The 14852-nt window shown below is 55.8% G+C and carries 12 protein-coding genes and 3 pseudogenes; 7 read left to right on the top strand and 8 right to left on the bottom strand.

Annotated features, from left to right (window positions below):
* Window positions 1-89 precede the first annotated feature (89 nt).
* Both KPG66_RS07150 and KPG66_RS17705 read right to left on the bottom strand, forming a co-directional pair.
* Window positions 90-404, bottom strand: a complete 315-nt coding sequence (locus KPG66_RS07150) for a type II toxin-antitoxin system RelE/ParE family toxin (protein ID WP_237070525.1) — start codon at window positions 402-404, stop codon at window positions 90-92.
* Window positions 381-542, bottom strand: a pseudogene (locus tag KPG66_RS17705) (YlcI/YnfO family protein); the annotation flags it as partial. The pseudogene KPG66_RS17705 and the gene KPG66_RS07150, both read right to left, overlap by 24 nt.
* A 336-nt stretch (window positions 543-878) precedes the next feature.
* On the opposite strand from KPG66_RS17705, the gene KPG66_RS07155 reads away from it, so the two are divergent.
* The 4 genes from KPG66_RS07155 (at window position 879) to KPG66_RS07170 (ending at window position 4579) form a co-directional block, all read left to right on the top strand.
* A complete protein-coding gene (locus tag KPG66_RS07155) occupies window positions 879-1085 on the top strand; it encodes a hypothetical protein (protein WP_237070397.1) in 207 nt (68 codons plus the stop codon).
* A gap of 495 nt (window positions 1086-1580) precedes the next feature.
* Window positions 1581-2501: a hypothetical protein gene (locus tag KPG66_RS07160; RefSeq protein ID WP_237070398.1), complete on the top strand. Its 921-nt coding sequence runs from the start codon at window positions 1581-1583 to the stop codon at window positions 2499-2501.
* A gap of 36 nt (window positions 2502-2537) precedes the next feature.
* The gene (locus KPG66_RS07165) at window positions 2538-3506 is read left to right on the top strand and encodes a hypothetical protein (protein ID WP_237070410.1); all 969 of its coding nucleotides are present in this window, start codon (window positions 2538-2540) and stop codon (window positions 3504-3506) included.
* 239 nt (window positions 3507-3745) lie between these two features.
* A complete protein-coding gene (locus KPG66_RS07170) occupies window positions 3746-4579 on the top strand; it encodes a hypothetical protein (RefSeq protein ID WP_237070412.1) in 834 nt (277 codons plus the stop codon).
* An 87-nt stretch (window positions 4580-4666) separates the two neighbouring features.
* On the opposite strand, the pseudogene KPG66_RS07175 reads toward KPG66_RS07170, so the two are convergent.
* The 5 genes and pseudogenes from KPG66_RS07175 to KPG66_RS07195 form a co-directional block, all read right to left on the bottom strand.
* Window positions 4667-6181 (bottom strand): annotated as a pseudogene (locus KPG66_RS07175) (SpoVR family protein); the annotation flags it as partial.
* A 104-nt stretch (window positions 6182-6285) separates the two neighbouring features.
* Complete coding sequence (locus KPG66_RS07180; protein WP_237070413.1) at window positions 6286-7557, bottom strand: YeaH/YhbH family protein; 1272 nt, start codon at window positions 7555-7557, stop codon at window positions 6286-6288.
* 143 nt (window positions 7558-7700) lie between these two features.
* Window positions 7701-9623, bottom strand: coding sequence for a PrkA family serine protein kinase (locus tag KPG66_RS07185; RefSeq protein WP_013435372.1), 1923 nt, complete (start codon window positions 9621-9623; stop codon window positions 7701-7703).
* A 236-nt stretch (window positions 9624-9859) separates the two neighbouring features.
* Window positions 9860-10758: pseudogene (locus KPG66_RS07190) on the bottom strand (ATP-binding cassette domain-containing protein); the annotation flags it as partial.
* A 276-nt stretch (window positions 10759-11034) separates the two neighbouring features.
* Window positions 11035-11505: a response regulator gene (locus tag KPG66_RS07195; RefSeq protein WP_013435377.1), complete on the bottom strand. Its 471-nt coding sequence runs from the start codon at window positions 11503-11505 to the stop codon at window positions 11035-11037.
* A gap of 617 nt (window positions 11506-12122) precedes the next feature.
* On the opposite strand from KPG66_RS07195, the gene KPG66_RS07200 reads away from it, so the two are divergent.
* The 3 genes from KPG66_RS07200 (at window position 12123) to KPG66_RS07210 (ending at window position 13531) form a co-directional block, all read left to right on the top strand.
* Window positions 12123-12674: a hypothetical protein gene (locus tag KPG66_RS07200; protein WP_237070415.1), complete on the top strand. Its 552-nt coding sequence runs from the start codon at window positions 12123-12125 to the stop codon at window positions 12672-12674.
* Window positions 12675-12780: 106 nt separating this feature from the next.
* Entirely contained in the window at window positions 12781-13371 is a 591-nt protein-coding gene (locus KPG66_RS07205) for a BPSL1445 family SYLF domain-containing lipoprotein (RefSeq protein WP_013435383.1), read from the top strand.
* A gap of 13 nt (window positions 13372-13384) precedes the next feature.
* Window positions 13385-13531, top strand: coding sequence for a DUF3096 domain-containing protein (locus KPG66_RS07210; RefSeq protein WP_013435384.1), 147 nt, complete (start codon window positions 13385-13387; stop codon window positions 13529-13531).
* A gap of 94 nt (window positions 13532-13625) precedes the next feature.
* Here the strand turns inward: KPG66_RS07210 and KPG66_RS07215 are convergent, their stop codons facing one another.
* Entirely contained in the window at window positions 13626-14729 is a 1104-nt protein-coding gene (locus KPG66_RS07215) for a glycosyltransferase family 4 protein (RefSeq protein ID WP_049786459.1), read from the bottom strand.
* Between the last annotated feature and the right edge of the window lie 123 nt (window positions 14730-14852).

Genomic DNA, 14852 nt, shown 5'->3' on the forward strand with positions numbered 1-14852 from the left:
TGAACCGAAAAGCGGACATTTGAACTTAGCCAAAAGCGGACATTACAACGTAGCCGCTACAGCCCTAAAATGCGATAATTCACGTTATGTCAAATTATAAAGGATGATCCCATAACCCATCGATAGTAGTCTTCTTCCCGTTGCGAATGTACCGCGAGGATCGTGACCGTGCGTCCTTCCTCAATCTCGAACAGCATTACATAACCCGATGAGTCAAACGATACAATCAATTCGCGCAGGAACGGATTTTCCCCTTCAGCCTTGCGGCACGTAAACGGAAAGGTACGCAGTACGTCGACACCCCGATGGATCGCGTCGAGCGCGCGGGTAGACGCATCCAAGTCCTGCTCAAAGGCTCGCTGCAGCCGTCGATGCGTGACACCGGCCCGTAGGGCCGACTCCATAAACGCCGATAGTGTCTCGTTTTCGTTCAGCACGTCTTCCACTGCGTGTCGTAGCGTGGGCTCGACACGCAGTGCTGGGAGTGTCGCTGTCTTCATCATGGTGCCTTCATGTCTTTGACAGTTGCATTTGGGTTGCATTGGCTGCAAAAACGCTTGATCTGCAAACCGTAATCAAGCTTGCTGGCGACGCACCCATGTTCATTTCGGTTATGTCGTTGGGTGAACGCGGAGTTGGTGTGCAGGCCTGAGGCGGCAGGCGCGCACCAGTTCACTGCCGAGCGCCTCAAAAAGGCCTGACGGGCAAGTTAAAGGATCTGGGCATCAACAAGCTGATCGCGCTACTCAGCGCGCTCGGTATCGAATTGACGATCAAGCGATGGCCGGAACAGAAAAGCCTTTACAAGACGGCCGTGAGTGCGAACGTCAGCTACAAATGGCATCTGACTGAGCATCTCTGCTGGCGAACGCTTTGACATGCGGCTGTACCGATTTCTAACGGGACAGATCCCCCAAGGATGCGAATCGCAGCTCTCGGTCATCCTGGATGAGGTTCTTGTGCCAGTGGTGGTCAAGGCGGTCAAAGAAGCCGCCAAGCACGTTGGCACGCAACCCCGGAAAATCTGGAAGAACCTCGCCACCTGGTCGAAAGACCTGTACCTGTATCGAAGAGTATGGGCATGAGGGCGCCTTCGCCCCTGCCCGAGGGTCCGTAGCACAGGAACAGCCCGGCCGGCTCCGTAGGCCAGCGCGGAAGGCATTTACCCACTTTAACCTCGATTCCCACGCCCTGACGGCCTCACGCTAAGTCCATCACCATTGAAATTTATAAAATTTTTAAACCCCACTATTTCAATAAGGGAAACAAAATATTAGATATTTATTTTTTCGGACCAAAATTTATAGAAAAGAGAAAATTTTATTAGCGCCTTGCAATTTTGCAATCTTTGTTCTAGTTTAATGATGCCTAGCCGTAAAATATTCTGGCAGGCTTTTCACAACAACCTTAATGAGGTGCTACTATGAACCAAACGCAAAAAGTGAATGCACGTCCGGTGAGTATTGAAGAGCGTCGCACCACGCAAAATAAATACTGGTAAGCAGGTGCAGTAGTGCAGCGGCTGGAGGGTCATCTTGCTCTCCAGCCAGCTTATAATTTTAAAATAAGAGGGTGGTAATATGCACGCTGTCGATTATTTTCAAGGGCTCGCCACACGTCGTCTACCAGTTGTGACTGATGCAGCTATTGGCTCGGAGATCGCAAAAAAGCATGGCTTTATCACGATCGACTATGATGACTTTGATTTCTCGTCGCCTTCCAACACCGCTCTCTTGCTGATCACCAACTACGAAACGCATACAAGACTACAAGGCTTGTGGAACACGGCAAAAGCTACCCTGGCGCATCTGGCGCTGGCTAAATTCGACTGCTCTGCTGAAACAATTGATTATTCAATGGCCAAGCTTTTGACTGCGCCTTTTCCAAGCACGCTCAACGTGAGAAAGAACGCATACGCGGATATGCTGTGTGCGAACTGCATCGAGCTCGAGTCAAAAGGTCAAAAGTTGACATGCAAATTTAGCGATAATGTGTTGATCGCTAACAACGAAGACAAAATGGAGCCCGGTTGGATGTATTCCATCGCAGAGTTCTTTGAGGCTTCAGTTGTTAATATTGCGGGAAAGGAAACAAGTTTTACTGTAAACGGTAAATTTTGTTTTGACGGCATGATTTATCTTTGCAATAATGCAGAATTAAAACAAAAGTTTGGACATGCACTGACCGAGTTGATGAAGAATTGTACCGCTGGGAATAATGCCATCTTTTTCAAAGACAGCATTGCCGAAACGATTCTAATTGGTGGAGTGGATGTTACCGAACAATTTGTCAGCATGTTTAGCAAGCTTGAGCAAGGCTTGACCGCAATGGAGATTGCGCTTGGCTGTGTTGACTATCCAGAGCCTGTAGACTGGAATCGAAATTCCGTGATTAATGAAGGCACACTAGGATTGCATATTGGTATTGGAATGGGCATGCAAATGCCGCATATCGATTTCATCGCGTCACGAGCACGCGTTATGGGTGCAGCCGGGACCTAAACAGTCATTACATTATCAAAATAAATGTGATCAAGCTTGGCTCCAAATATTGATGAATGGCAGGAGCAAATGAAAGCTGAATTCTATTTTCATGAATTAATTTCACGCTGCATACCGATTATTACAGATACAATTGAAAGCGCAAAAATTGCAAAAAAACATGGCTTTGAAGCCATGGACTTTAAAGATTTTGATTTTTCAAGCCACCAAAATACTGCGCTTCTTTTAATCTCAACTTACGAAACCTATGACAAATTAAAATATTTATGGGATGTTTGTAAATCCACGGTAATGCATCTGTCAATGGTTAAGTCAGGCTGCTCGCCACAAACCATTGACTATGCCCTAACCAAACTTTTGTCAGTGCGTTTTAATGATGCACTAAAAAGGCGAGCGGAAGCATATGCAGATATGCTTTCAACGCATTGCGTTGAGTTTGGGTCGCAAGGCGAAAGTATTTTTTGCCAATTTGGCGAAGAAGTTTTGGTTGTAAATAACTCGGATGTGGTGGAGGCTGGCTACCTCTATTCCGTAGCCGAATTCCTTGAAGCATCTATAATAAATTTAATTAACAGAAAGCCAAGTTTCACTTTAGATGGAATTTTTTGTTTTGATGGCATTATATTTTTATGCAATAACGCCGATCAAAAAGCGAAATTTTGTGTTCCGCTTCAAAATCTTATGGAGCGCTGCTCTACCGGAAAAAATAAAATAATAATAAAAAATAATATTGCCGAGAAAATTATAGTGGGTGACATGGATGTGACAGATGAGTATTTTAGTTTATTTGGAAAATATGATTACAACTCTATTGCCATGGAGTTTGCAGTTGGCTGTGCAGATTATGCCGATGCAGTGGATTGGTCAAAAAATTCCTTGCTAAACGAAAGTACAATCGGCGCTTATATCGGCATTGGGATGGGACTACAGATGCCCCATATTGATTTTATTTCCTCTAAAGCAAAGATCATAAATAAGGCTCCTCACCAGAAAATAAAACAATAGATGGCAACCTCATCGGGCCATAGGCTCATTATGCTAAATGAGAACATTTTTATGACTCCGCACAACATGCCGCGGCGCTGATGGCTCGTCTGTTGGCTTCTGTTTGGGGCCATGGGCCGGCTGGATCAACACAGCAAGCGGTTGTTCGGAAATCCACCCCCACACTTCGCTTTTAGGCACTCGATCATAAAGATGGTGCGTATTGTCAATGTTATACACGCCTGCTCTTGCGAGGGAAAATGCGTATCAATGACATGCTGGACCCGACGAGCGTCCCACCGCGCGCTCACGAGGAAAAACAGAAAGAAGCCAACGTGCAGCCTAGCAACATACAGCCCAATGCCCGGCTAGGTACGCTAGCAGATCAAGACGGCCGCGTTACCAAAAGAAAGAAAAGCGCTGACCCCACCCGATCCATTATTAAGCAGATGTCGGGTCAATTTGCGCTGAAATCGTCGAGCCCGGCCGGCGCGATGGCGTCCTCAAATAGAACCACCGAAAGCAGCACAAGTGGTATCGATGCGATGGCCCAGGAAACGCCTACTGACACGAGTGCAAGGAACGTGGGCGCCGACACGGGTACAAGAACCGCGACTACCGGCTCGGCCGAACAAACGACTAAGCGTGCGACCGATAGCCGCAACGAGAGTACGACCGCGTGGCTGGCCACTAAAGTTGCGGCTGGAAAAGCTGGCTCGAGTGACCCGGCTTTCTCGGTGCTAAACCTCAGGCCGAAGCAGCGTCTCACAAGATCTGAAGAATTAATTAATACATATCTTCAGCGCAGTTCCAACACCAAGTCAGCGAAGTATGTAACGCAGTTACGACATTTTAGCGCATGGGCTAAGAACGGCGATCCAAGTCGAGAACCGCTTGATGATGTATTAAACTTGGAATTGACGCCAAAGAACCAGCTGGTTATTAACGCTTGGCGCAACGCTAGACCCAATCCTTACGCTCGCGAAGGTTATGCCGCATTTAACGACTTCCGGGCAACGTACGGTAAAACGGTCGACCCACGCAAAGAGCCGCCACCACGCTATGATACGATGGTGAGCTTAGATGACGCTTAGAGGCCAGCCTCCCCGCCAAGATGGGTTGTTGGCCGTTAAGCCACTGTAGCCGCGCGCCGGTTCGCGCGGTGAAGCAGCCGGCCGACCCTAGACCCGCACCGCCGGCGCAACGTAAGGACATTCATAGCGTCGTCGCACAGCGCCGTTTTCATCGACGCTTTCCAAGTACACATTGAATTGCCACAACCGCGCCATGTGCTTGAGCACCTCTTCGGTGTCGCTGCCCAGATGCCGATTGTCGGTCATGAAGTGACGCAGCGTGAGGCTGCGGTCACCTCGTGTGTTCACGGACCATACTTGGATATTGGGCTCGCGGTGATGAATATCATATTGGCGCGACAGCGCCTGCCGGACGTATTGGTAGCCGCTTTCATCATGGATCGCGGAGATTTCCAAGGCTTCTTTCGAATCGTCGTCCAGGATCGAGAACAACCGCATGTCCCGAATTAATGACGGCGATAAATATTGGGCAACGAAGCTTTCATCCTTGAAGTTGCGCATCGCATAGTCGAGCGCTTCAAGCCACGGGCGGCCCGCCAATTCGGGAAACCAGCGCCGATCCTCGTCGGTCGGCTGCTCACAGATGCGACGAATGTCCGTCATCATCGAAAACCCAAGCGCATACGGATTGATCCCGCTGTAATACGGTTTGGTCACCGGTGGCTGATAGACGACATTGCTGTGCGAATGCAGGAACTCGAGCATGAAGCCGTCAGCTAGCTTGCCTTCGCTGTACAGCGTGTTGAGCAGTGTGTAGTGCCAGAAGCAGGCCCAGCCCTCATTCATCACCTGGGTTTGCCGCTGCGGATAGAAATACTGCCCGATCTTGCGCACGATTCGTATGACTTCGCGCTCCCACGGCTCCAATAGCGGCGCATTCTTTTCAGCAAAGTACAACAAGTTTTCCTGCGGCTCGGGCGGATAGCGGGCGTCATCCGCATCGTCCACGGTTTCGGGCTTTGAGCGCGCTGGCAGTGTGCGCCATAATTCGTTGACCTGCGTCTGCAAATACGCCTCGCGCTCGCGTTGCCGTTCCAGCTCCCGCTGTAGCGACAGCTTTTGGGGACGCTTATAGCGGTCCACGCCGTAGTGCATCAGCGCATGGCATGAATCGAGCAACTCCTCGACGCGGTCCAAGCCGTAGCGCTCCTCGCATTCGGCAATGTAGTGCTTAGCATAAACTAGGTAATCGATGATCGCGTGAGCATCGGTCCACAGCCGGAATAGATAATTGCCTTTAAAGAACGAATTGTGGCCGTAGGCGGCATGCGCGATCACAAGTGCCTGCATCGTCATCGTGTTTTCTTCCATCAGATAGGCGATGCAGGGATTCGAATTGATGACGATTTCGTATGCCAGCCCCATCTGGCCGCGCCGATAACTTTTCTCGGTCGCAAGAAAGTGCTTGCCGAAAGACCAGTGCCGGTAATTAACCGGCATGCCGACCGACGCATATGCGTCCATCATCTGCTCGGCGCTGATCAATTCTAGCTGAATCGGATAGGTGTCGAGTTGATAGTGCTCTGCCACGCGCGCAATTTCAGCGTCATAGCGCTCGATTAACTCGAAGGTCCAGTCCGACGGATTCGGCAATGGCTGGCGACCATTGCCATGGTCGCTCGGTCGCATGCGAGCATCCCCGTTAGCATCGTCACCGAGCATCGCGACAGGTTCCTTGCCCGACTTGCGAGATTTCGGGTTGGAGTTCATACGTCCACCTGTTTTTCGAACAATTCACGAAACACCGGATAGATATCTGCCGCATCATCGACCTTTTTCATCATGAAATGAGGTACTACGTCAGCCAGCTTACTGTATTCGAACCAAAGGTTCTGCACTTCCGGGGCCACCTGGATATACGCAAAATACCGCGTTTTCGGCAGGATGTCGTTTTCTAGCAGTTTGTGGCATTTTGGCGAATCATCCGTCCAATTGTCACCATCGGATGCCTGTGCGCCATAAATATTCCATTCCGTCGGCGAGTAGCGCTCGTCGATGATCTTCTTCATCAACTCCAACGCGCTAGAGACCACGGTGCCACCACTCTCGGTCGCATGAAAAAACGTGTCCTCGTCGACCTCTTCCGCACGCGTGTGGTGCCGGATAAACACCACCTCGATCTTTTCATAGCTACGCGTCAGGAACAGGTATAGTAGGATGAAAAAGCGTTTGGCCAAGTCCTTGCGCTGCTCGTCCATCGAACCGGAAACGTCCATCAAGCAAAACATGACCGCCTGGCTGGACGGAGTGGGATGCTTGACACGATTCACGTAGCGCAGATCGAATGGGTCAATGAACGGGATCCGCCAGATGCGCCCCTTCAGGTGATGAATTTCGTCCTCAAGCCGTTTGATCTCGGCCCGGTGATCACCCGGATCATCCTTCAACTCGTCCAGCTGTGCCTCGAGTTCGCGCAATTGGTTGACCAAAGGCGCACCGAGCGCGATGCGCCGACTCAGTGCACTGCGCAATGAGCGCACGACGTCGATGTTGTTCGGCGTGCCTTCAGTAGCCCAACCGGCACGCTGGTTCTTCCAACTTGGCACTGCCATCAGGTGCGTCTTAACCAACCGCGGCAGTTCCAAGTCGTCGAAGAAATACTGCATGAATTCCTCGCGGGACAACTCAAACACGAAGTCGTCCTGCCCCTCGCCTTCGTTGCTCGCCTGCCCCCCGCCCCCACTGCCCTCACCGCCGCTGGGCGGGCGCGGAATCTTGTCGCCTTTCACGTAGTCCGTGTTGCCCGGATGGACGATTTCGCGCCGCCCGCCCGGTGCGTGGCGGAATATCGGCTCGCCGATATCCTTCTTCGGAATCGTGATGCGCTTCGTACTCTGGATGTCCTTGATACTGCGGTCGCGCACGGCCTCGGACACCGCTTCGCGGATATAGTGCTTGACCCGCCGCAAGAAGCGTTCGCGATTCGCAATGCTCTTATTCTTGCCGGCGAGTCTGCGGTCGATGATCTGATGAAGCACGTTACCGTCCCCCGCTCTCGTGAAAGGCGCCGCCCGCGCGCGGCGCGGCAAAGCACGCGGTGATGTTCGCCGCCGCGCCGACACCGCCCGGTACGCAAGACGCCGCGTTGCTCATGGCGCCAATACGCTATGCACGCTTGCCGTCAGGAAGCCTTGCGCACGCGCAGATACCAGTCGCACAGCAGGCGGACCTGCTTGGGCGTGTAACCCTTAGCGACCATCCGGTTGACGAAGTCCTCATGCTTGCGCTGCTCCTCGGCGGAGCCCTTCGCGTTGAACGAGATAACCGGCAGAAGTTCCTCCGTGTTGGAAAACATCTTCTTCTCGATCACGACACGCAGCTTTTCGTAGCTGATCCATGCCGGATTCTTGCCACCATTGGCCGCGCGCGCGCGCAAGACGAAGTTGACAATCTCGTTGCGGAAATCCTTCGGATTGCTGATTCCCGCCGGCTTTTCGATTTTCTCCAATTCCGCGTTCAACGCCGCGCGATCGAAACTCTCGCCGGTGTCGTGATCCCGGAACTCCTGATCCTGGATCCAGAAGTCCGCATAAGTCACATAGCGATCGAAAATATTTTGGCCGTATTCGGAATACGATTCCAGGTAGGCAGTCTGGATCTCCTTGCCGATAAACTCCGCATAGCGCGATGCTAGCAGTTCCTTGACGAACGATAAGTACTTTTGTTCGACTTCCGGTGGGAATTGCTCACGTTCAATCTGCTGCTCGAGCACGTACATCAGGTGCACCGGGTTGGCGGCAACCTCGGCCGTGTCGAAATTGAACACCCGCGACAGGATCTTGAACGCGAAGCGCGTCGAGATGCCTGTCATGCCTTCGTCAACGCCAGCGTAGTCGCGATACTCTTGGTACGACTTCGCCTTCGGGTCGGTGTCCTTCAGGTTTTCGCCATCATAGACCAGCATTTTCGAAAACAGGCTCGAGTTTTCCGGCTCGTGCAAGCGCGTCAGCACGGCAAACTGCGCCATCATCTTCAGCGTGCCCGGTGCGCAAACGGCAGAACCGAGCGACGAGTTCCGGATCAGCTTGTCGTAAATCTTGATCTCTTCCGAGTAGCGTAGGCAGTATGGCACCTTGATCATGAAAATTCGGTCAAGCAGTGCCTCGTTATTCTTGTTATTCCGAAATGCTTTCCATTCCGATTCGTTCGAGTGCGCAAGAATAATACCGTCAAACGGAATCGCGCCGAAGCCCTCCGTACCCTTGAAGTTACCTTCCTGCGTAGCAGTCAGCAACGGATGCAGCACCTTAATCGGCGCCTTGAACATTTCGACGAACTCGAGCAGGCCCTGGTTTGCCAGACACAGTCCTCCCGAGTAGCTGTACGCGTCGGCGTCGTCCTGCGCATACTGCTCCAGCTTGCGGATGTCAACTTTGCCAACCAGCGACGAGATATCCTGGTTGTTCTCGTCACCCGGCTCGGTTTTGGCAATGCCAATCTGACGCAGCACCGATGGGTAGCGCTTGACCACGCGGAACCGACGGATGTCACCATTGTACTCGTGCAGGCGCTTGACAGCCCATGGGGACAGGATGCTCTTCAGGTAGCGGCGAGGTATTCCATACTGCTCTTCGAGGATCGGGCCATCCTCGTCGTAGTCGAACAAGCCGAGCGGTGATTCGTTGACCGGCGAGCCTTTGATCGCGTAGAACGGCACCCGCTCCATCAACTGCTTCAGACGCTCCGCGATCGACGATTTGCCACCGCCGACCGGCCCGAGCAGGTACAAGATTTGTTTCTTTTCCTCGAGCCCCTGTGCAGAATGGCGGAAATAGGCGACGACCTGCTCGATGACCTCTTCCATGCCATAGAACTCGCGGAATGCCGGATAGATCTTGATGACCTTGTTGGCAAAAATACGCGACAGCCTCGGATCATTGCGGGTGTCCACGTGCTCCGGCTCCCCGATCGCCATCAACATGCGTTCGCCAGCCGTGGCGTACGCGGCAGGATTGTTCTTGCACAGTTCGAGATACTCTTCCAACGAGAACTCTTCTTCTCTCGTCTTTTCGAAGCGGGTCGCGAAACTGTTGTAAATATCCATACCACCTCCTCGCCGATATTCAACGAGGGCTGCCGGTCAACCACCGCGGTGCACACGCCGTGGCACGCGCTCGGGCGAGTCGATCGGCATGCCCTTAGACTCATGCTAATCCTATTTTGGGAGAATTTCACTAACCGCGCGTAGGTGCTTATTGAAACAATTTAACCGCTGGCGCGCCCTACATCGAAACCCTACAATATTGCTCCCGCACCATTCGCTGACCAACGTCGTCATGACATTGGTATCGGCCTGCTTTCAGCCCTGGCTTGCGCCTGTTTCCGGTGGCGCCGTGCGAGCGCCAACTCGCGCCGTGCATCGATGACGCCACGGCGCGACACTGCCTGCAGGTTGCCCAACGCCAGATTGGCCGAGACCGACTGCGTTAGCAGCAGCCCCTCTTCCTTGCGGTCTTCGGTAACCAGCGCGATGCCATGCTGCACCGCATCAAGCTAAGACGCAATCGACACAGCGCGCGGCGGCGTGCCCAGCGCGATCGTGCCGCGCTCGCGCGATCGACGCCGAAAACCAGGCGCAGCAGCACGGTACGGCCGGGCCCAATCAAGCCGCTGATGCCAAAGATCTCGCCTTCGCGCACGTCGAACGACACGTCGCGCACGGCGGTGCCACGCTTCAGGCCTGTCGCGGTTAGCCGGGGCGCACCGATGCGGCGCGGGCCCAAGTCGACCTCGCGCGAGGTTAGCATCGCAGTGGGCTCGTTTAGGATCAGCACACGGCAGTCGCCGATCAGATTGTGCGCGATCTCGATCATTTGCTGGCAGCTGATGCCCAGCGCACCGATCGGCGTATCCGGATCGATGGCATCGAGCCCCACATGCGTCATTGCGGCACGCGCCTGCTCGCGCAGCCGCCCTTTGGCAATCCATCCCACTGGGTTGCGCGGCAGCCGTTTCAGAAACAGGTTTTCGGCCACGCTCAAGCTTGGCAGCCAGGTTGAGTTCCTGCATCACCATGCGCATGCCCTAATCTCGGCGTCACTGCGACTGCTCGGGGCATACGGTCGTCCGAGCAGCCTCAGCGTGCCGGCGCACGGCATGATCAATCCGCCGATTCTCGACAGCTCGCCTTGCTTCTGGTGTCCGGCAAGCGCCTTGAGCGCGACATCGACGCCGAACAAGGATTCATCCCGTCCCCTTTTTACTTTTTGGCGTCAATTGCATCGAGCGGCACGGATCTGCCAGCGTCCAGCGTCGCGGTGAGCCGCATGGCGGGTGCATTGTCCGTGTGCAAGCCCTCGCCTAGTGTCGGAGCCGCGGGCCGATGTGTCAGCGCCGGCGTGTCATTGCCGCCGAAACGCTGTTACGCAATGCGACGTTACTTCGGGCAGTGATGGTATGGAAGGGAGCCGGCGCGTTGCTCGGGCATATTCCTCCTGGCTCGGCTCCGCCGCCGTTCATTGACAACCGGAGTGCTGTGGCGCGTGGGTGGTAAAGTGGCGATCGATCAGCGACAGCAGCGTATCAACGTCCACCGGCTTGACCTGATGGTGGTCAAAACCGGCAGCGCGGCTGCGGGCGATGTCGTCGAACTCGCTCAACCCCGTCAATGCGATGATCAGCGCGTCACGTGTGGACGGATGCCCGCGCAGACGGCGCGCGACGTCGTAGCCGCTCATGCGCGGCATCGCCAAGTCGAGCAGCACGATATGTGGGGCGAAATGCGTGGCGCATTCCACTGCGGTGGGACCATCGAGCGTTGCCTCGACCTGGAACCCCTCGATCTGTAGCAGCAATGCCAGCCCCTCGCAAGCGTCTTCAGCGTCGTCGACTACGAGCACGCGCAAACCACGTCGGGCAAGGGCCCCACCGGCCGCGGCCGTGGCGGATGACACGGAACTGGAGGGCTGGACAGGCTGCGATGCCATTGCGAAATCGGACGTTGGACAAGTGAACAGTAGGGAAGCTGCACCACAGAGTGCCGTGCAGCACGGCGGTCGTTAAGTAAGCAAACCCTGTTCCAACACGAAGGCAATCACCGCAATCTGTGCTGGGGCATACGCCTGCCATTGCGCCACCTGTGCCAACCACACCCTGCGCACCACGCCAGAATGCCGCCGTGGCCGTCGGCCGGGGCGCCCGATAGGACACCTTTACACCGGCTTTGCAGAACTTACCGGTCGGATTTTTGCAATATTGGCCGGCACACCCTGGTATGGACCGGCACACAACCGGTAGGTGCTTGACCGGCACAAACTGGTACGGCGCGTCATTGGCACGCATCAGCATGTCATGCACTGCCAACTCGCCATGCAAGGCCTTCATGAAAGGTTGCCTGAGCGCCAAGCCGGCAGGCTGACGCATGCCGCATCAGGCTCGCATCGCGGTCGATGCGGCCGCTCATGGTGCGGTGCACCGTGTGCAGCGCCGTCGAATTCTCTATGATCGGGATACGGTGGCCTATTCAAGCCGAATGGCCGGCTAATCGCTGTAGACCGCCGCCGTTGTTTCGTGACCGCGCACCCAATGCGCACGGAGGCGCGTGATGGCATGGAAACCGAACCGCTGGATCAGGCGCTGGCTGATCGCCACATTTGCATGGGCAGTGCCCGTCGCGCTGATCACGATTCACGAGATCCAGGTCGAGATGGCCTATAACCGCACCGCTCTGCAACGCGCACTCGACGATTGGAAACTCAGCGCGCCCGAGCGTGCCGTGGACGCAGCCGGCCGTTGTGCCGGGACCGCGGAGCAGGCCCGAGCAGCCGGATGCCCGGCCGCGATTGTATCGGCGCATGCACCGGCGTTGCAAGCAGCTCAGGATGAGTATGCGAGACGCCGGCGCACGCTGCTGTCGTACCTGAGCCAAGCCATTTTCGGCTACTGGGTCGTGCCTTCGTCGTTTATCTTCGCTGTCGGCCTGGTTGTCTTATTCGTGCGATTGGCATTGCGACGCCCGTCGCCCAAGCGGCCGACGCGCACAACGACTGCCTCGTCCGCGTCGTCTGGTCCATCGGCGCCCGCCCACCCTACCGTGTCAGAATCGGCCCCCATACCAGGCCCCGTGGAATCGACAGTTAAGGCGCAAGCCCGTTGAGGGTCCCGTATTGCGCTCCGGGTGGTTTTGGGGAACCATTACGCAGTTGGCCCGCTCCATGCTTCAATGTCATGGTAGTCCCCCGAAAGCAACCTAGGAGAATGAGATGGAAAGAAGAAAGTTCATAGTGACGACCTCCGCCCTGCTCGCATCAAGCGGCCTCGCGCTCACCGGTTGCACGACGACCACCCAGACTTCTGCGTCGACGGCAGCCGGCAACGCCAGCAAGCGCCAGAGCATCAATACTTCGGTCAATGAAACGTTGGCGCGCCTCTATACTACCGCCAACGGTTCGCGGGAGCTGGTCGCGAAGGCCCGTGGCGTGCTGGTGTTCCCGTCCGTCGTGTCCGCAGCCTTCATCGTCGGGGGACAGTATGGCGAAGGCGCGCTGCGTATCGGTAGCCAGACGGCTGGCTACTACAGTACCGCAACGGGCTCGTTCGGCTTGCAGGCTGGTGCCCAATCCAAGGCGCTGATTTTCCTGTTCATGACGCAGGACTCGCTGGACAAGTTCCGCAACAGCGAAGGCTGGGCTGTGGGCGCCGATGCAACCGTCGCGGTGCTAAAGGTCGGCGTGAACGGCAACATCGATACCACCACGGCCACCGCGCCGGTGCAGGCGTTCGTGCTGACGAACGCGGGCCTGATGGCTGGCGTATCGCTGGCAGGCACGAAGGTGACGAAACTGAAGCTTTGAGCCGCACGCGCTCATGAGCTTGACCGTGACAGCAGGCCCGGTAGCGGCGCTAAGCGCTGGCATCTTGATCCTGTTGATACCGCGACTGTTGAATATCATTGTCGCGTTGTATCTGATCATCATCGGCCTGCTTGGCTTGTTCGGCGACAAGCTGCATTGACGTGTGGTGGTTCAACGCACGGCCCGTGGCCCAGTCAGGCCGCCCGGCGGGTCGGCGACGGCGACACGTCTTGCTAGGCGGCGCCGCAGCGTTGTTAGCTTGCCGCGTCCGCCGCGTGGTGTTGTTTGGGCGGCGCCGCGCCGCTATCGATGACTTTGAAGCGCGCGCGCCGCTGCGCGCGCGCGACCGCATGGTAGGCTTCTACGTACTGCTGCGCCATGCGGCGCGACGTGAAGCGTCGCTCGAAGCACGCTCGCACGCGTTCACGCGACAACGTGCCAAGGCGGTTGACTGCCGCGACCGCACTGATTTCGTCTTCTACGATAAAGCCAGACTGCGCCTCATCGATCACCTCGGATACCGAACCGCGGTTGAACGCGATGACCGGCGTGCCGCAAGCCATCGCCTCGATCATCACCAGGCCGAACGGCTCGGGCCAGTCGATCGGAAACAGTAGCGCATGTGCACCGGACAGGAAGTGCGCTTTTTGCTCGTCAGCGATCTCGCCAATGAACTCGACGTGCGGCAGCGCCAGCAATGGCCGTATGTCGCGCTCGAAATACTGTTGGTCGGCCGCGTCGACTTTGGCGGCGATGCGAATCTTCATGCCGCAGAGCCCGGCGATCCGGATCGCGATATCAACACGTTTTTCCGGCGATATCCGGCCAAGGAACGCCAGGTACTGCGGTTGCACGGGCTGCGGCGTGTACAGCCTCTCGGGCAGACCATGGTAGACGGTCGTCAGCCACCTCGCCTGCGGCAGCGGCTCGCGCTGCGCGTCCGAAATCGAGACGACCGCCGCGCTCGAAAAGGTGTCAAAGATCGGCTGTTGCTCTGGCAGGTCCAGCCGCCCGTGCAGTGTAGTGATAAAGGGCGTGTCCTGGCGGCCGAACAGCGAGAACGAGTAGTAGTCCATGTGAAAATGCAGCACGTCGAATTCTCTCGCTTGCTGCCGCACCCGTTCCATCAACAGCATATGTGGAGCGATCCGGTCGCGAATGGCAGGATCGAGCCGCAGCGCCCGCGGCCAGACCGGTACGAGCTTGGCCCGGGTATTCGAGTCTGCGCTGGCGAACAGCGTCACATCGTGGCCGAGATCGACCAACGCTTCGGTGATATACGAAACGACACGCTCCGTGCCGCCATACAGCTTGGGCGGCACAGACTCGGTAAGTGGCGCGATCTGGGCAATCCTCATGCTTGTCTCCGATCTGAAAATCCCTGCGGTGATGCGGTTATTGGGCCTGCAACCGAGCGCGCCAGTATGACACACTGCAAGCCACACTTTTGACTGCACGCGCACTTTTGCGCGATGTTTCAC

This window comes from Mycetohabitans sp. B2, from assembly GCF_021733735.1.
Classification (GTDB): Bacteria; Pseudomonadota; Gammaproteobacteria; order Burkholderiales; family Burkholderiaceae; genus Mycetohabitans; species Mycetohabitans rhizoxinica.